This window comes from Kineococcus endophyticus, from assembly GCF_040796495.1.
GTDB classification, from domain to species: domain Bacteria; phylum Actinomycetota; class Actinomycetes; order Actinomycetales; family Kineococcaceae; genus Kineococcus; species Kineococcus endophyticus.
Genome location: NZ_JBFNQN010000016.1, coordinates 1 through 15,529 on the forward strand (window position 1 = coordinate 1; position 15,529 = coordinate 15,529).

The following is a 15,529-nucleotide window of genomic DNA, read 5'->3' on the forward strand; positions in this document are numbered from 1 at the left end:
GCGACAACGCGTTCGGCTGGGCGAAGTTCGGGTTCAACCCGGTGAACACCACCACCGCGATGACCAGGATGATCGCCGGCGACACCGCCGGGTAGGAGTGCAGCACGTGCTGCACCCGCTGCGCCGGACTGTGCTGGCGCTTGGCCAGTTCCGCCGCAGCGCTCACCGGTGCGTTCGTGGTCGCCACGTCAGCCCCAGCAGATCTTCGAGCCGTCGGCGGAGGTGATCGACTCCACGCCGTCGACGGGCTTGTCGGTCACCAGCGCCACGCCGGTGTCGTAGAAGTCCAGGCCCGGGCTCGTCGAGGGCTTGGTGCCGTCCTTGGCGTAGTCCGCGATCGCCTTGACCCCGAGTTCGGCCATCTTCAGCGGGTACTGCTGCGCGGTCGCGCCGATGACGCCGTCGGTGACCTCCTTCACCCCGTCGCACCCACCGTCGACCGAGACGATGAGCACGCCGGACTTCCCGGCCGCCTTCAGCGCGTTGTCCGCACCCGTCGCGGCGGGCTCGTTGATCGTGTAGACGACGTTGATGTCGGGGTTCTTCGTCAGGCAGTTCTCCATCGCGGTGCGGCCGCCGTCCTCCGCGCCCTGCGTCGGCTCGTTGCAGACGATCGTGTAGTCCCCGCCGTCGTACTTGCCCGTCTTGTCCTCGTCGCCGTTCTTCTGCTTGTCCTTGGTGTCGATCCCCATGCCGGTGAGGAAACCCTGGTCGCGGTTGTAGTCGACGGAGACGACCTTGTCGTTGAACAGGTCGAGCATGGCGATCGTGGCGGGTTTCCCGGCGAGCTGGCCCTTGGTCCACTGGCCGATGAGTTCGCCGGCCTTGAAGTTGTCGGTGGCGAAGGTGATGTCGACGGTGTCGGCCGGGTCCGGCGGGGTGTCCAGGGCGATGACGTACAGGCCCGCGTCGCGCGCCTTCTCGATCGCGCTGTTCACACCCGGGCCGTTGGGCGTGATGAGGATGCCCTTCTGGCCGGCCGCGATGGCGTTCTCGATGAGCTGGACCTGGCCCTGCTCGTCACCGTCCTCCTTGCCGGCACCGACCGTCAGGTCGACACCGTCCTTCGCGGCCTCGGCCTTGGCACCCTTCTGCATGGCGACGAAGAACGGGTTCGTGGAGTCCTTCGTGATGAGCGAGACGGCGACCTCGTCGCCGCCGCCCCCACCGCCGGCGTCGCTGCCGCCGCAGGCCGCGACGGTGGCCACGGCCGCCACGCAGGCGAGGACGGCCGCCGGGCCGCGGTGACGGAGCTTGCGGAACGTGGGGGTCGTGGAACGCGACATGCGATCTTCCTCCTGGCGCTGCGGTGCGCGGTATGACAACGTTGTCGAGTCACGTTTGTAGTGCACGGCCCCCGCACAGGTCAACGAGGTTCCGTCGGCCGTGATGCATCCGTGACAGCCGCGATCGACGACCCGATCGACGTCCCGCCCAACGAACCGCTCGACCACACGCTCGACCACACGCTCGACGAGGAGCACTTGTGACGATCCACCAGCAACCGCCGCCCCGCGCCACCATGCGCGAGGTCGCCACCGCGGCAGGGGTCAGCCTCAAGACGGTCTCGCGCGTCGTCAACGGCGAACCGGGGGTGCGGGAGGCGGTGCGTCGCAAGGTCGAGGCGGTCGTCGAGGACCTCGGCTACCGGCACCACCGGGGGGCCAGCGACCTGCGCCGCGGCGGACAGCGGACCCGCGCCATCGGCGTCCTCGTGCAGGACATCGCGAACGACTACTCGGCCCGGTTGCTGCGGTCGCTGGAGGACGCGACGCGGGAGCGGGGTTTCGTGCTGCTCACCGCCAGCCTCGACGAGGACGCCGACCGGGAACGGCAGCTGGTGGCCGAGATGATCGCCCGCCGGGTCGACGGCCTGGTGCTCATGGCCGCCTCGGAGCGGCAGGACTACCTGGCCGCCGACGTGCGCGCCGGGCTGCCCGTCGTGTGCGTCGACCGGGTCCCGCGCGGCCTCGCCGTGGACTGCGTGACCATCGACAACACCGGGGGGACGCGCGCGGGGACGGAGCACCTGCTGCGCCACGGGCACCGGCGCATCGCGTTCCTCGGGGACCTGCCGACCATCCCGACGGCCCGCGAACGGCTCGAGGGCTGGCGGCAGGCACTGACAGCGGCGGGCCTGGAGGCGGACCCCGCGCTCGTCCGGGACGGACTGCGCACGGTGGGCGCTGCGCGCGACGCGCTGCTGGAGCTGCTGCGGCTGCCCGATCCGCCGACCGCGGTCTTCGCGGCCCGCAACGTCCTCACCGTCGGGTGCCTGCACGCGCTGCGCGAGGAACTGCCCGGCCCGCAGCCGGAGGTCGTCGGCTTCGACGACGTGGAACTGATGGACCTGCTCGAACCCCGGACCACGGTCGTCCGGCAGGACGTCGAGGCGGTCGGCCGCGCCGCGGCCGAGCTGCTGGAGCGGCGCCTGGCGGCGCACGGCGGGCCCGTCCAGCACGTCGTCGTCCCCGCCGAACTGGTCGTCAGGTGACGTGTCCTGCTCCGCGCGAAGGGGTCCGTGGTCCAGGCTGACCCCATGGCGGACGACCTGCTGGCCGACCCGGGCAACTTCCCGGAACTGATGCTGCTGCCGCACCTGGACGACGAGTGGACCGAGGTGCGGCTGGGGCGCCGCAGCGACGGGGCGTGGGAGGTCTACGTGACCATCCGCGTGGACGAGGGCTACCGCAACGAGGCGGCGGCCCAGGCCGTCGCCGACCACTACCGGGAGAACCTCGAGGCCTTCGTCGAGCACCGGCGGCGCAAGCGCCGACGCCCCTGAGGCGGTCCGGGCCTCAGGCGCGGTCGCGCAGCTCGCGGTCGAGCTCGGGCGCGGCGGCGAAGGACGGGGCCTGGACCTCCTGCGGAGCCGCCTGCGCGGCGGGCTGCGCGACGGTCTGGGCGGGAGCGGCCTGCGGTGCGGGGTGGAAGCCGGCGACCGGACCGTTCGGCTGCTCGAAGACCTGGACCACCCACAGGCGACCGTCCTGCGAACGGACGGCACCGAGGCCCATGACGCTGACCTCGGAGCGCAGGATGTTGGCGCGGTGGCCCGGGGAGGCCATGAAGGCGCCCTGCAGCTGGTCGGAGTCGGCGCCGACGCCCACGTTCTCCGCGACCAGCGACCAGCCCTGCAGCTGACGCGACAGGTCCGGGTTGTGCTTGAGCTGCGCGTCGCCGGCCATCCGGAACGCCCAGTCGGTCGCGATGCGGTTGGCCTCGTCGGTCAGGCCCAGCGCCGGCAGCCCCGCCTGGGTGCGGGCCGCGTTGACCAGCTCGTAGGAGCGCCACGCCTGGCCGCCGTCACCGACGAGACCCGGGCCGTCCGCGTGCGCGGCCCCCGCCCCGGCGACGCCGATCGCGGCGGCCACGGCGACAGCTGCCCCGAGGAGGCGGTGGCGACGGGTGGTGCGGCGGGGCGTGCGGGCGGTGGTGTCCACGATGTCCTCCGGACGATCTGGGCTGCGGGGGGTGTCGTTGCTCCCCCACTGCCTCGGCCGTCCGGCGCGGTTCCTGTAGCCCGATCGGGCGACGAGCTGTAACGCGGGTGCGCCGGAACCGTCCTCAGGACGACGGCGCGAGGTCCTGAACCCCCACCACCCCGAGGAGTGCGATGCGTTCGGCGGTCCCGGTCCCCGGCCGCGGCCGGAACAGGACGAGGCTCTGGCCCGACGGCGGGCTGACGACGACGTCGCACTCGAGGTCGAGGCGCCCGACCTGCGGGTGGTTCAGCACCTTGCGGGTCGTCCGTCGCGTCGCGACCTCCTGCAGCGCCCAGATCCGGCGGAACTCCTCGCTGGTGGACTCCAGCGTGCCGACGAGATCCCGCACGTCGGCGTCGCCGGGCCGGGCTCCGCTGGCCCGGCGCAGGTCCGCGACGTACTCGCGGCCCAGCTGGTCGTGCTGGGCCGGGTCGTACCGACCGCGGAGGTCGGGGTCGGTGAACCAGCGGTACACGAACGCCCGGCGCAGTCCCCGCTCCGCGGCGATCGGCCCCAGGAGGGCCACGTTCAGCGGGTTCTGCGCGACGACGGTGCTCAGGTCGTCGGTGACGAGCGCGGGCACGTTCGGGGCGAGCGCGTCCAGCACGCACATGAGCCCGGCGTCCGCGTACCCCTGGGACCGGTGCCGCGCAGGCGGTTCGAGGCCCGCGAGGTGGTGGACGTGGTCGCGTTCGTCCAGCGTGAGGCGCAGGGCACGGCAGATCGCACCGAGGACCTCGGGCGACGGACGCGCACCGCGGGCCTGCTCGATGCGTTCGTAGTGGTCGGTGGAGATGGCCGCCAGCACCGCCACCTCGTCCCGGCGCAGACCCGGGGTGCGCCGCCGCCCGCCGGGGACCAGACCCACGTCGGACGGGGACAGCTGCTCGCGGCGGTGGCGCAGGAAGGCGGCCAGGGCCTGCCGGTCTCCGGGGGTCATGACCACAGTCTGGCCAGGACGCCGGTCCGCAGCCCCGGACAGCGCGTCCGGGGCTGGACCGTACGCGGCGGACCGGCGGGGACCGGCCCACGATGGTCCGGCACGCACCGTTCCAGGAGGAGACACCGTGACCGACCAGAAGATCGTCCTCGTCACCGGCGCCAGCCGCGGCCTCGGCCGCAGCGCGGCCCGCCACCTCGCCCAGGCCGGGTTCGGCGTGGTCGGGACGTACCAGTCGAACGCCTCGGAGGCGCAGGCGATGGTCGCGGAGGTGACCGCGCACGGCGTCCCGGGCACCGCGCTCCAGCTCGACGTGGCCGACGCCTCGACCTTCGAGGCGTTCGCCGGCGCCGTCCGTGACGCGCTGACCGCCTCGGGTGCCGAGCACCTCCACGCGGTCGTCCACTTCGCGGGGTACGGCGTGCACGCGCCGTACGCCGAGACGAGTGCCGCGCAGCTCGAGGACATGCTGCGCGTGCACGTCACCGCGCCGTTCCTGCTCACGCAGCTGCTGCTGCCGCTCCTGAGGAACGGCAGCCGCGTCCTCAACGTGTCCTCCGGCCTCACCCGGTTCACCGGCCCCGGCTACGCCGCCTACGCGGCGGCCAAGGGCGCCGTCGAGGTGCTGACGAGGTACCAGGCCGCCGAGCTCGGGGACCGCGGGATCCGCGTCAACACGCTGGCGCCCGGCGCGATCGCGACCGACTTCGGCGGCGGGGCGGTGCGCGACGTCGCCGCCGTCAACGACGCCGTCGCCGCCGCGACCGCCCTCGGCCGGGTCGGCCAGCCCGACGACATCGGCGCGGCCCTGCCGGCGCTGCTGTCCGACGGGATGGGCTGGGCGTCGGGGACGCGCATCGAACTGTCCGGCGGACAGTCGATCTGACGCGCCCTCAGCCGGCGGGTGTCGTGAGGTCGACCCTCTCGCGCCCGTCGGCGCCCTGGCGCCGCTCCCGCCCGGCGGTCCCGGTCGCCCCGGCGGAGGCGAGGACGACGAGCACGACCCCGAGGCCGCCGAGCAGCGTCATCCGCTGTCCCAGCAGCGCCCAGCCGGCGAGGGAGGCGATGACGGGTTCGAGGCTGAGGAGGATGCCGAACGTGCGCTGCGGCAGCCGGCGCAGCGCCGCGAGTTCGAGGGAGTAGGGCACCACGCTGGCCAGGAGCGCCGTGCCCAGCGCCCACCACAGCCCGTTCGGGGTCCCGAGGGCGTGCACGGCGCCGCCGGCCCCCAGCGGGACGAGCGCCAGCGCCCCGACCGCGGTGGCGACCGCCAGGCCGCCGTGACCCGGCACGAGCCGGCCGACCCGCGCGCTGGCCATGATGTAGGCCGCCCAGCAGGCGCCGGCCAGCAGGGCGAAGACCACGCCGACGGGGTCGAGGGATCCGCCGTGGTGCTCACCGGTGAGCCCGAGGACGAGGACCCCCGCGAGCGCGAGCCCCACCCACAGCAGGTCCCGCAGCCGGCGGCTGAGGACGGCCGAGAGCGTCAACGGCCCGAGGAACTCGATGGTGACGGCGGTGCCGAGGTCGATGCGGGAGATGGCCGCGTAGAAGCAGCCGTTCATGGCCCCCAGGCTCAGACCGAGCATGACCGCGGCCCGCCACTGCAGACCCGTCCAGGCGCGGACGCGCGGGCGGACGACCACCAGCAGCACGAGCGCGGCGAGGCCCAGGCGCAGCAACGTCGTCCCGGTGCTCCCGCCGAGGGCGAAGAGGTGGACGGCGAGCGCGGCGCCGACCTGGAGCGACGTGCACGAGCCGATGACGAGGAGGACGGGACCCACGCGTCCAGTCTGCCTGCCGGGAACGGCCTGTCCAGCGAACGTTCTGCGGCTGTACCGTTCAGTTCTGCTGACGGATGGGGGTCCCGTGCTCGACGTCCACCGGCTCCGCCTGCTGCGGGAGCTCGACCGTCGCGGAACGCTGGCCGCGGTCGCCGCCGCCCTGGGGTACAGCCCCTCGGCGGTCTCGCAGCAGTTGTCGCAGCTCGAGGTCGAGGCGGGGACGGTGCTGCTGGAGAAGTTCGGCCGCGGCGTCGTGCTCACCCCCGCAGCCCGCATCCTGGTCCAGCACGCCGACGTCGTGCTCGCCCAGCTCGAGCAGGCCGAGACCGACCTCGCCGCGATGGCCCGGGAGGCGACGGGCGTGCTGCGCGTCGCCAGCTTCCAGACGGTCCTCTTCGCGCTCGTGCCGCGGACGCTGACGCTCCTGGCCGAGAGGTTCCCCGCGCTGCGCGTCGTCATCGACCACCAGGAGGCGGTGCCCGCGTTCTCGGCGCTGGCCGCTCACGACGTGGACCTCGTCCTCGGCGAGGAGTACCCCGACCGGCCGAACCCGCGCTCGGCCGACGTCGACGAGGAGGACCTCGTCCACGACCGGCTGCGGCTGGCCGTCCCCGCGGACGGCCCCTGGGCGCAGGCCTCCCGCATCGAGGACCTCGCGACGGCGTCGTGGGTCCTGGAACCGGACGGCAGCGATCCCGGTGACTGGGCGCTCGGCCGGTGCCGGCGGGCGGGGTTCGAACCCGACGTCCGCATCCGCACCCCGGACGCCCTGCTGCACGTGCACCTCGTCGAGACGGGGCACGCGGTCGCGCTGCTGCCCGACCTCGTCCGGGCCGGCCGCCCGCGGGTGCGGGTCGTGGACCTGCCCGAGGCTCCGAGCCGTCGCCTCTTCACGGGCGTCCGGCGGGGCGCGGGCGGTCGGCCGGCGGTCCGGGCGTTCCGCGCGGCTCTGCGCGAGGTGGCGGCGGGAACCACCGGATCGATCACGGGAGGCGGCGGGAACTCCTCGGCCCTACTGTGACGCACATCACGTTGTTGAGCGCGTGAGGTTCATGCGGGTTCCGACTCCAACCCACTGAACGCGAACGGACCGGCCGCACCGTGCGGCCGGTCGAGACGGAGGAGGAACCCATGTCCGACGCGACCACCAGCACGAACCGTCCCGGTGCGGCCACCCGGAACTCCTCGGCGGGCGCCGGTCTCGGCAGCGACCACGGCGCCACCACCATCGCCGACACCGTCGTCTCCAAGATCGCCGGCATCGCCGCCCGCGACATCTCCGGCGTCCACGCCCTCGGCGGTGGCGCCGCCCGCGCCGTCGGTGCCCTGCGCGAGCGCATCCCCGGCGGCCGCACCAACCACTCCCAGGGGGTTTCGGTCGAGGTCGGCGAGCGCCAGGCCGCCGTCGACATCACGCTGATCGCCGAGTACGGCGTCCCCATCGCCGACCTCGCCTCCGCCGTGCGCCGCAACGTCATCGCCTCCGTCGAGCGCATGACCGGCCTGGAGGTCACCGAGGTCAACCTCGAGGTCTCCGACGTCCACCTGCCCGAGGACGACGACGAGGACGCCGAGCAGACCCCCGCCCGGGTCCAGTGACGAGCCCCGACCCCGCCGACACCGCAGCGGGAACTCCCGGAGCGCAGGTCACGGTCGAGCAGCTGGCCGACGACCTCGCCGACGTCGTCCGGGCCGTCCCCGGGGTCAGCGACCTGCACCCCGGGGCCCTGGGCGAGATCGGGACCTACCTGCCCGGTCGTCGCGTCGCCGGCATCCGCCTGCGCGACGAGGCGCTCTCCGGGGCCGCGGGTTCCGCGGAACCGAACCGCTACCCGGTCGAGGTGCACGTGGTCCTGCAGGCGGGAGCACCGATCCGGGAGACGGCGCACGCGGTGCACGCCGCCGTGGCACAGCGCCTCGCGACCGCGGGCCTGCACCCCGCAGTCCTCGTCAACGTGGCGGACATCGCCGCCGACCTGACGGTCCCCGCCAGCTGACCGAGCCGCCCGGGCCCCTGGCTCAGCGCCGGCTCCGGGCCACGGGAGTTCTCCGGAACCCCGTGGCCCGTCCCCACCCACCACTCTCCTCGAGGAGTCCCCATGTCGTCGTCCACCACCGGTCTCCTGGCCGGCCTGCTGCTCGCCCTCATCGCCGGCACCGCCGGCGCCGGCTGGTTCCTGCTGGCCCTGCTGTTCGCCGCCATCGGCTACGGCATCGGGGCTCACCTCGAAGGCCGGATCGACCTGAGCTCCCTCATCCCGGGACGCAGCCGTGGCTGACACGCAGACCCTCCAGGGGACGGCCGCACCGACCGACCCGACGCAGCAGCGGGGTCGGACCGACGTCGCCGACCGCGTGGCCGAGCGCATCGCGACCCACGCCGCCGCGGAGGTCCCGGGCTCGGTCCGGACCGGCAGCGGCAGCGGTTCCGCAGGTGGTTCCAGCACGGCCGACCAGGCCCGCAAGGCCGTCGGCGGGGCCGTCGACAGCGTGCTGGGCCGGTCCCTGCCGAACGTCGACTGCACCCGCGCCGGGGACCGCGTCCGCGTCCACGTCCACGTGGCCGCCGTCTGGCCGACCCCGGCCGCCGAACTCGCCACCGCCGTGCGCGACCACGTCCGCGGCCAGCTGAACCGCCTCGGCGGTTACACGGTCGACGCCTGCGACGTCACCGTCGACCGCTACGTCCTGCCCGAGCACGACACCGGAAGGAGGGTCCTGTGAGCACCCCCACCGACCTCTCGAAGGGCCCCGCGAACGGCTCCGCGGGGGAGGCCCGGCCCCTGACGCCCGCGTCCGCCCCCACCGGCGCCGGCCGCATCGGAGCCATCGGGCCCGTCCTGGCCGTCCTGCTCCTCGCCGTCGCGGTGGTCCTGGGCCGCGAGGCGCTCGTCGCCTGGGGAACCCTGTCCGGCAGCAGCTGGCTCGCCCCGGCGGCCGACGGGGTCGACGGCCTGCGCCGCACGACGCCGGCCGTGCTCGCCGGCGGCATCGTGGCGGTCGTCGTCGGGCTCTGGCTGCTCGTCAGCGCCTTCGCCCGCCGCTCCCGCCGCGCCCTGACCCTCAGCGGCGCGGGCTCCGGCGTCACCACCAGCACGCGCGACCTGGCCCGGCTGGCCACGACGACGGCCACCGGCACCGACGGGGTGCTCAAGGCCAGCAGTTCGGCGACCCGCCGTTCGCTGGAGGTCCACGCGCACGCCACGTCCGGCGACGTCCGCGGTCGCCTCGAGCAGTCCCTCGCCACCCTCGTCAGCGGCCTGGACCCCCAGCCCCGCGTCAAGCTGCACGTGCACACGCCCCGCGCGGGCGGGAAGGACGGGAACCGATGAGCCGCAAGGTGCTGGGCCTGGACCGCTTCCTGACCTTCCTGCTGGGCCTCGTCCTCCTCGTCGGCGGGGCCGCCGCCATCGCCTGGTGGGGCGGCTGGCTGGCGCAGGTGTTCCCGGGCGTGGGCGACCGGCTCGGCTCCGGCGCCGGGGACGCCGTCCGCGCCGGGTGGTTCGCCGCCGCCGCGGCCGCGGCCGCCGTCGTCCTGGCGGTCCTCGCGCTCTGGTGGCTCCTGGCCCACCTGCCGCGCCGCGGCACCGAGGACCTGACCCTCGCTGGCAGCGACTCCGCCGGCCGGCTCCGCCTCGACGCGGACGCCCCGGCCCGCACGGCCGCCGACCTGCTGGCCACCCAGCCTGGTGTGCGTGGAGCCAAGGGCCGCACCATCACCGACCGCGGTGAGGTCGTCCTGGAACTGCGCGCCACCTGCGAGCCGACGGCCGACCTGCACGAGGTCGCCGCCGCTGCGAACCGGATCAGCGCCCAGACGCGCCGGGTCCTGGGTCGCGAGGACGTCCACGGTCGCGTGGTGCTCTCGATCGCCCGCCACGACCGCAGCAGCCGCGTCCGCTGAGGCGCGGACGAACAGGCGACGAACGCCGCGGCGGATCCCGGAGGGGATCCACCGCGGCGTCGTCGTGTCCGGGGAGGGGACGGGTCAGCGCTGCACGAACGGCAGCAGGACGGCGTTCACCTCGTCGGCGTGGGTCCACAGCATGCCGTGGGGAGCGCCCTCGATCTCGTGGTACTCGGCCTCGGGGAAGGCCGCGTGGAAGGGACGCCCGGTGGCGTCGATCGGCAGCGTCCGGTCGCCGGTGCCGTGGGCGATGAGCGTCGGCTTCCCGCTCTCCCGCACCGCAGCCACGTCGGCGGTGAAGTCCTCGATCCACGTCGGGACGACGGCGTAGGAGGCGACGGGGGCACTGCCCACGGCCACGTTCCAGGAGGCGTCGACGGCCTGCTGGGAGATGCGCGAACCCAGGTTCTCGTCGAGGTTGTAGAAGTCGGAGAAGAACGCCGTGAACCACGCGAACCGGTCCGCGCGCGCCTGCTCGGCGATGCCGTCGAAGAGCGACTGCGGAACTCCCTGCCCGAGCATGCCGGGTTCGAGGGAGGCGAGGAACGCGAACTTCGCGATCCGGTCGGTGCCGTGCAGCCGTGCGTACCGGGCGAGTTCCCCGGTCCCCATGGAGAACCCGACGAGGACGACGTCCCGCAGGTCGAGGGTCTCCAGCACGGTGTTCAAGTCGCCGGCGAAGGTGTCGTAGTCGTAGCCGGTGGTGACCTTGGAGGAGCGGCCGAAACCCCGGCGGTCGTACGTCACGACGCGGTGGCCGGCGGCGAGCAGTTCGCGGCTCTGGCGTTCCCAGGACGACCCGTCGAGCGGGTACCCGTGGATCAGGACGACCGGCTGCCCGGTGCCGTGGTCCTCGTAGTACAGCTCGACGGGGGTGGAACCCTCCTGGCCGACGGTGATGGAACCCATGGTCGTCTCCTTGGTGAACGGCGGCGGAACGTTCGGAGAACGAGCGTTCTCCGTGGATGTGGCCTACAGTAGAGAACGCTGGTTCTCAGCGCAAGGGGGGAAGCTCGTGACCGATGCAGTGACCGACCGGGAGCGCGTCGTCGCGGCCGCGGACCGGCTGTTCTACGCCCGCGGCGTGCAGTCCGTGGGGATGGACGCCGTGCGGACCGAGGCCGGTGTGCCGCTCAAGCGCCTCTACGCGGCCTTCGGGTCCAAGGACGACCTCGTCGTCGCCGTCCTGGAGCACCGCAGCCGCACCTGGGACGAGGGGGTCGCGCGCGCCTCCGCCGGGGCCCGCACCCCCCGCGAGCGCCTGCTGGCCGTCTACGACTTCCTCGACGGCTGGTTCCGCAGCGACGACTTCCGCGGCTGCGCCTTCGTCAACGCCTACGGCGAGCTGGGAGGTGTCTCACCGGCTGTGGCGCAGGCGGTCCGGGCCCACAAGCTGTCCTTCGCGCAGTACGTCGACGACCTCGTGGCCGACCTGGGAGCCGAGCGCGCGCTCGGGGCCCAGCTCGTCCTGCTGGCCGAAGGGGCGCAGACGACGGCCGCCATCACGGGGGCCGACCACGTCGCGGAGGACGCGCGCAGGGCGGCGGAGGTGCTGATCGACGCCGCGGTCAGGCGGGGGCCGGGCGCCTGACGGGCCGGCCCGACACCCGCACGTCCCCGCCGACGACCTCGACCTCGTCGACGTCGAGCCGCACGGCGTCCGCGATCGTCCCGACGCCGGCCGACCCCAGGGCGGCACGCCCCTCCCCCAGCAGGGCGGGGGCGACGTAGGCGACGACGCGGTCGACGAGCCCGGCCGCGAGGAACGCGCCCGCCAGCGTCGGCCCGCCCTCCAGCAGGACGGAGACGACACCGCGGGAGTGCAGCTCCCGCAGGAGGTCCGCGGGCGAGGCGGCGCTCGAGACGTGGGTCGGGGCGACGTCGTCGAGGACGCGCGCCGTGGCGGGCACCCGGCCGCGGCGGTCGAGGACGACGCGCAGCGGCTGGCGCTCGTCGAGGACACCCTCGGCCGAGCGGGCGGTCAGGTGGGGGTCGTCGGCCAGCACGGTGCCCGACCCGGCCACGACCGCGTCGACCCGGCGGCGCAGGTCGTGCACCTGGGCGCGAGAGGCCTCCGAGGAGATCCAGCGGCTCGTGCCGTCGGCCGCGGCCGAGCGCCCGTCGAGCGTCGCGGCGAACTTCCACAGCACGTGGGGCCGCCCCTGCCGGGCCGAGGTGAGCCACGCCTCGTTGACCCGTTCGGCCTCCCCGGCGAGCACCCCGCCGAGCACCTCGACGCCCGCGGCCCGCAGCCGTGCCGCTCCCCCGCCCTGGACGGCCCCCGGATCGGCGACGGCGTAGACGACGCGACGGATCCCCGCGTCCAGCAACGCCTCCACGCACGGGCCCGTGCGCCCGCGGTGGTTGCACGGTTCCAGGGTGACGTAGGCGGTGCCGCCGCGGGCCCGCTCACCCGCGCCCGCGAGGGCGTTCACCTCCGCGTGCGGACCGCCGGCCCGTTCGTGCCACCCCTCCCCCACCACGACCCCGTCGGACGCGACGACGACGCACCCGACGACGGGGTTCGGCGACGTCGTCCCGAACCCGTGCTGAGCCAGGCCCACGGCGCGCCGCAGGAACCGCTCGTCGACCGGACCTGCGGGATCGACCGGGAGGGGAGGCGCCACGGTCAGCCCGCCAGGTCCAGGGTGTGGGCGGTGTGGTCGCGCTTGGCGCGCAGGTAGCGCGCGTTGGCCGCGGACAGGTGCACGCCCGTCGGCACCCGCCGTTCCACGACGATGCCGTGGTCGGCGAGCTGGTCGGCCTTGTCCGGGTTGTTGCTCAGCAGGGCGATGCCCTCCACGTCGAGCGCGGCGAGCATCTGCGCGGCCACGGTGTAGTCGCGTTCGTCCTCGCCGCGACCGAGCGCGACGTTGGCCTCGTAGGTGTCCAGACCGCTGTCCTGCAGGGCGTACGCGTCGAGCTTGGCGTACAGCCCGATGCCCCGGCCCTCCTGGCGCAGGTAGAGCAGGACGCCTCCGGCCGTGGCGATGCGCTCGACGGCCTCGCGGAACTGCGGGCCGCAGTCGCAGCGCTCGGAGCCGAAGACGTCACCCGTGAGGCACTCGCTGTGCGGACGCACGAGGGGGGTCCGGCCCTCCCAGTTCCCCAGCGAGAGGGCGAGGTGCTCCTTGCCGTCGACGAGCCCGTCGAAGGTGTGGACGCGGGCCGTCGTGCGGTAGCCGTCCGCGAAGCGCAGGGGGACGTCGACGGCGGTGCGGACGGTCGCGACGGGAGTCTGGGTCACGATCTTTCCTCTCAGGAGACCTGCAGGGACCGCTTGGCGAACCCCATCTGGAAGTCGTCGATGACGGTCTTCGGGCGGGCGGCCGGGTCGGTCGCCGCGCCCAGTGTGATGAACAACGGTGTGAAGTGCTCGACGGTGGGATGGGCGTACGGCATCCCGGGAGCCCGCCGGAAGTCGGCCAGCGCGTCGACGTCGCCCCGGTCCAGCCCGTCGGCGACCCAGGCGTCGAACTCGTGCGACCAGGTCGGAACCTCGTTGTACAAGAACATCTCCCGGGTCGCGTACTGCAAGCCGTGCGTCATGAACCCCGAACCCACGACGAGCACGCCCTGTTCCCGCAGCGGCCGCAGGCGGCGGCCGAGCTGCAGCAGCCGGGCGGGGTCGTGGGTGGGCATGCTGAGCTGCAGGACGGGCACGTCGGCGTCCGGGTACATGACCTTCAGGGGCACCCACGCCCCGTGGTCCAGGCCCCGGGCGGCCGTGTGCAGGGGTTCGTCGTCCGGCAGGAGCGAGGCCACGAGCCCCGCGAGCACGGAGGCGTCGGGCGTCTCGTACCGCATCCGGAAGTAGCGCGGGTGGAAGCCGCCGAAGTCGTACACCAGCGGCGTGCCCGCCTCGGGCGAGCTGAGGACGGCCCGTTCGGACTCCCAGTGGGCGCTGACGATGAGGACGCCGCGCGGCCTGGGCAGGGACACCGCCCAGTCCGAGAGCTGCCGGATCCACAGCGGGTCGTCGAAGACGGGCGGGGCGCCGTGGCTGAGGTAGAGCGCGGGCAGGGGCCCGTCGGCCGGCGTCCAGTCCCGCAGGGCGGGTCGGCCCGCGGCCAGGAAGTCGTCGTACGCCCCACCGGGGACGGCGGGATCCATGATCGACACCTCGGTCCTCCCTCCTCGTCGTCACTTGATGCTTCAATCGACAGTAGGCCCGCGGACTTGAAGCGTCAAGCATCATGGAGGTGGCAGTGGACCAGCAGTGGCTCGACCCCCAGGAGCAGGCGGCCTGGCGGAGGATCGTCGGGCTCATGACGGCCCTGCCCACCGCCCTCGACGGCCAGCTGCAGCGCGACTCCGGGCTCACGCACTTCGAGTACTGGGTGCTGTCCGCGCTCTCGGAGGCCCCCGACCGGACCCTGCGCATGGGCTGCCTGGCCGGCTCGGCCCACGGGTCGCTGTCCCGCCTGTCCCACGTGGCCGGGCGCTTGGAGCGGCGCGGCCTGCTGGCCCGGCGCCCGGACCCGGACGACGGCCGCTCCACCCTGGCGACGCTCACCGACGCGGGCTGGGACGTCGTGTCCGGGGCGGCCCCCGGACACGTGGCCGCCGTGCGCCGCCTGGTGTTCGACCCCCTCACGCCGGAGCAGACGCAGCTGCTCGCCGAGATCGGCGACCGGGTGCGCCGATCGGTGGAGGCCGAGCGTTCGCCGTGAGCGGGCGGTACGTTCGAGGGGTGGAACAGCCGCAGGGACGAGCGTTGCGAGCGATCAGCTACAACCTCCACGAGGGACGGGCGACGGCGGAGCTGGCGGCGCTCGCCGAGATCCACGACGTCGACGCGCTGTGCCTGCAGGAGTGCGACACCCTGCGACTGCCCGAGGCCGTCGGACCGCTCGTGCTGGCGGGCGCCACGCAGCGCAACCGGCTGGGCCTGGCGCTCTACTACAACCCCGACCGGCTGCGCGCCCACGGCCACGAACTGCGGCCGCTGCGGCGGTCCATGCACGACCGCTTCCTGTCCCCGGCGCACGAGCGGCTGCTCGCCGTCCGCTTCGAGGACCTGCAGGACGGCGGGGCGCTGCTGACGCTGGCCTCCATCCACACCGCGCCCCTGTCGGCGACCAACGCCATGCGCCGGCACCAGATCACCGAGGCCCTCGGGGCCATCCGGGCGGCGGCCCACGGCACGGCCGCCCTCGTCGTCGGGGACTTCAACTACCCGTGGTTCGCGAGTTCCCTGGCGCGCCGGTTGTCCGAGCAGGGCTTCGAGGTCTCGCACAGCGACCTGCCCACGTACGTGCGCCGCCGGTTCCGGGGGCACTTCGACTTCGCGATCTCCGAGGGCATGCACATCGAGCGGGTGAAGACGTTGCAGCAGGCCGGGTCCGACCACCTCCCGGTGCTCGTCGAGGCCCGCGTCAAGACGCCCGTCCCGGCCTGAGGGAAACCCCGC

General features: G+C 74.0%; 21 protein-coding genes. 13 read left to right on the forward strand and 8 right to left on the reverse strand.

Going from position 1 to position 15,529, the window contains the following annotated elements:
• Positions 1-188 precede the first annotated feature (188 nt).
• Entirely contained in the window at positions 189-1,286 is a 1,098-nt protein-coding gene (locus tag AB1207_RS20510) for a substrate-binding domain-containing protein (protein ID WP_367640359.1), read from the reverse strand.
• 200 nt (positions 1,287-1,486) lie between these two features.
• Here AB1207_RS20510 and AB1207_RS20515 point away from each other — a divergent pair, with 200 nt between their 5' ends.
• A complete protein-coding gene (locus AB1207_RS20515; RefSeq protein ID WP_367640360.1) occupies positions 1,487-2,494 on the forward strand; it encodes a LacI family DNA-binding transcriptional regulator in 1,008 nt (335 codons plus the stop codon).
• Positions 2,495-2,539: 45 nt separating this feature from the next.
• A complete protein-coding gene (locus AB1207_RS20520; RefSeq protein ID WP_367640362.1) occupies positions 2,540-2,785 on the forward strand; it encodes a hypothetical protein in 246 nt (81 codons plus the stop codon).
• A 13-nt stretch (positions 2,786-2,798) separates the two neighbouring features.
• On the opposite strand, the gene AB1207_RS20525 is transcribed toward AB1207_RS20520, so the two are convergent.
• On the reverse strand, positions 2,799-3,443 hold the full coding sequence (locus AB1207_RS20525) for a CAP domain-containing protein (RefSeq protein WP_367640363.1): 645 nt from the start codon (positions 3,441-3,443) through the stop codon (positions 2,799-2,801).
• Positions 3,444-3,567: 124 nt separating this feature from the next.
• Positions 3,568-4,425, reverse strand: coding sequence for a helix-turn-helix transcriptional regulator (locus AB1207_RS20530; RefSeq protein WP_367640364.1), 858 nt, complete (start codon positions 4,423-4,425; stop codon positions 3,568-3,570).
• A gap of 127 nt (positions 4,426-4,552) precedes the next feature.
• Between AB1207_RS20530 and AB1207_RS20535 the strand changes: the two genes are divergently transcribed.
• Positions 4,553-5,311, forward strand: coding sequence for an SDR family NAD(P)-dependent oxidoreductase (locus AB1207_RS20535; protein ID WP_367640366.1), 759 nt, complete (start codon positions 4,553-4,555; stop codon positions 5,309-5,311).
• Between the two features lie 7 nt (positions 5,312-5,318).
• Here the strand turns inward: AB1207_RS20535 and AB1207_RS20540 are convergent, their stop codons facing one another.
• On the reverse strand, positions 5,319-6,209 hold the full coding sequence (locus tag AB1207_RS20540; protein WP_367640367.1) for an EamA family transporter: 891 nt from the start codon (positions 6,207-6,209) through the stop codon (positions 5,319-5,321).
• A gap of 85 nt (positions 6,210-6,294) precedes the next feature.
• Between AB1207_RS20540 and AB1207_RS20545 the strand changes: the two genes are divergently transcribed.
• The 7 genes from AB1207_RS20545 (at position 6,295) to AB1207_RS20575 (ending at position 10,113) form a co-directional block, all read left to right on the forward strand.
• Positions 6,295-7,230 carry a LysR family transcriptional regulator gene (locus AB1207_RS20545; RefSeq protein ID WP_367640369.1) on the forward strand — a complete coding sequence of 312 codons (936 nt, stop codon included), beginning with the start codon at positions 6,295-6,297 and terminating at the stop codon, positions 7,228-7,230.
• Between the two features lie 110 nt (positions 7,231-7,340).
• Entirely contained in the window at positions 7,341-7,808 is a 468-nt protein-coding gene (locus AB1207_RS20550) for an Asp23/Gls24 family envelope stress response protein (protein WP_367640370.1), read from the forward strand.
• Positions 7,805-8,206, forward strand: a complete 402-nt coding sequence (locus AB1207_RS20555) for a hypothetical protein (RefSeq protein ID WP_437178998.1) — start codon at positions 7,805-7,807, stop codon at positions 8,204-8,206. The genes AB1207_RS20550 and AB1207_RS20555 overlap by 4 nt, the downstream gene beginning before the upstream one ends.
• A 102-nt stretch (positions 8,207-8,308) precedes the next feature.
• A complete protein-coding gene (locus tag AB1207_RS20560; protein ID WP_366174339.1) occupies positions 8,309-8,488 on the forward strand; it encodes a DUF2273 domain-containing protein in 180 nt (59 codons plus the stop codon).
• The gene (locus AB1207_RS20565; RefSeq protein WP_367640371.1) at positions 8,481-8,933 is read left to right on the forward strand and encodes an Asp23/Gls24 family envelope stress response protein; all 453 of its coding nucleotides are present in this window, start codon (positions 8,481-8,483) and stop codon (positions 8,931-8,933) included. The genes AB1207_RS20560 and AB1207_RS20565 overlap by 8 nt, the downstream gene beginning before the upstream one ends.
• The gene (locus AB1207_RS20570) at positions 8,930-9,541 is read left to right on the forward strand and encodes a DUF6286 domain-containing protein (RefSeq protein WP_367640372.1); all 612 of its coding nucleotides are present in this window, start codon (positions 8,930-8,932) and stop codon (positions 9,539-9,541) included. Before AB1207_RS20565 ends, AB1207_RS20570 begins: the two co-directional genes overlap by 4 nt.
• Positions 9,538-10,113 carry a hypothetical protein gene (locus tag AB1207_RS20575; RefSeq protein ID WP_367640373.1) on the forward strand — a complete coding sequence of 192 codons (576 nt, stop codon included), beginning with the start codon at positions 9,538-9,540 and terminating at the stop codon, positions 10,111-10,113. The genes AB1207_RS20570 and AB1207_RS20575 overlap by 4 nt, the downstream gene beginning before the upstream one ends.
• 84 nt (positions 10,114-10,197) lie before the next feature.
• On the opposite strand, the gene AB1207_RS20580 is transcribed toward AB1207_RS20575, so the two are convergent.
• The gene (locus tag AB1207_RS20580; RefSeq protein WP_367640374.1) at positions 10,198-11,025 is read right to left on the reverse strand and encodes an alpha/beta fold hydrolase; all 828 of its coding nucleotides are present in this window, start codon (positions 11,023-11,025) and stop codon (positions 10,198-10,200) included.
• 106 nt (positions 11,026-11,131) lie between these two features.
• Here AB1207_RS20580 and AB1207_RS20585 point away from each other — a divergent pair, with 106 nt between their 5' ends.
• Positions 11,132-11,707 carry a TetR/AcrR family transcriptional regulator gene (locus tag AB1207_RS20585; protein ID WP_367640375.1) on the forward strand — a complete coding sequence of 192 codons (576 nt, stop codon included), beginning with the start codon at positions 11,132-11,134 and terminating at the stop codon, positions 11,705-11,707.
• Here the strand turns inward: AB1207_RS20585 and ribD are convergent.
• Genes ribD through AB1207_RS20600 form a run of 3 tightly spaced genes read right to left on the reverse strand, consistent with a single transcriptional unit; the run spans position 11,685 to position 14,229 of the window.
• Positions 11,685-12,743 (reverse strand): bifunctional diaminohydroxyphosphoribosylaminopyrimidine deaminase/5-amino-6-(5-phosphoribosylamino)uracil reductase RibD, encoded by a 1,059-nt coding sequence (gene ribD, locus AB1207_RS20590; protein ID WP_367640377.1) that lies wholly within the window; start codon positions 12,741-12,743, stop codon positions 11,685-11,687. The genes AB1207_RS20585 and ribD overlap by 23 nt on opposite strands.
• 2 nt (positions 12,744-12,745) lie before the next feature.
• On the reverse strand, positions 12,746-13,363 hold the full coding sequence (locus AB1207_RS20595; RefSeq protein ID WP_367640378.1) for a GTP cyclohydrolase II: 618 nt from the start codon (positions 13,361-13,363) through the stop codon (positions 12,746-12,748).
• A gap of 11 nt (positions 13,364-13,374) precedes the next feature.
• Positions 13,375-14,229, reverse strand: a complete 855-nt coding sequence (locus AB1207_RS20600; protein ID WP_367640380.1) for a dioxygenase family protein — start codon at positions 14,227-14,229, stop codon at positions 13,375-13,377.
• Positions 14,230-14,312: 83 nt separating this feature from the next.
• Between AB1207_RS20600 and AB1207_RS20605 the strand changes: the two genes are divergently transcribed.
• Both AB1207_RS20605 and AB1207_RS20610 read left to right on the forward strand, forming a co-directional pair.
• Positions 14,313-14,789: a MarR family winged helix-turn-helix transcriptional regulator gene (locus AB1207_RS20605; RefSeq protein ID WP_367640381.1), complete on the forward strand. Its 477-nt coding sequence runs from the start codon at positions 14,313-14,315 to the stop codon at positions 14,787-14,789.
• 20 nt (positions 14,790-14,809) lie between these two features.
• Positions 14,810-15,517 (forward strand): endonuclease/exonuclease/phosphatase family protein, encoded by a 708-nt coding sequence (locus AB1207_RS20610; RefSeq protein ID WP_367640383.1) that lies wholly within the window; start codon positions 14,810-14,812, stop codon positions 15,515-15,517.
• Positions 15,518-15,529 lie beyond the last annotated feature (12 nt).

Coding starts and splice junctions, on each gene's coding strand:
- AB1207_RS20575 (WP_367640373.1), top strand. CDS start 9,538: ATGAGCCGCAAGGTGCTGGGCCTGGACCGCTTCCTGACCTTCCTGCTG.
- AB1207_RS20580 (WP_367640374.1), bottom strand. CDS start 11,025: ATGGGTTCCATCACCGTCGGCCAGGAGGGTTCCACCCCCGTCGAGCTG.
- AB1207_RS20530 (WP_367640364.1), bottom strand. CDS start 4,425: ATGACCCCCGGAGACCGGCAGGCCCTGGCCGCCTTCCTGCGCCACCGC.
- AB1207_RS20560 (WP_366174339.1), top strand. CDS start 8,309: ATGTCGTCGTCCACCACCGGTCTCCTGGCCGGCCTGCTGCTCGCCCTC.
- AB1207_RS20600 (WP_367640380.1), bottom strand. CDS start 14,229: ATGGATCCCGCCGTCCCCGGTGGGGCGTACGACGACTTCCTGGCCGCG.
- AB1207_RS20510 (WP_367640359.1), bottom strand. CDS start 1,286: ATGTCGCGTTCCACGACCCCCACGTTCCGCAAGCTCCGTCACCGCGGC.
- AB1207_RS20605 (WP_367640381.1), top strand. CDS start 14,313: ATGGAGGTGGCAGTGGACCAGCAGTGGCTCGACCCCCAGGAGCAGGCG.
- AB1207_RS20520 (WP_367640362.1), top strand. CDS start 2,540: ATGGCGGACGACCTGCTGGCCGACCCGGGCAACTTCCCGGAACTGATG.
- AB1207_RS20550 (WP_367640370.1), top strand. CDS start 7,341: ATGTCCGACGCGACCACCAGCACGAACCGTCCCGGTGCGGCCACCCGG.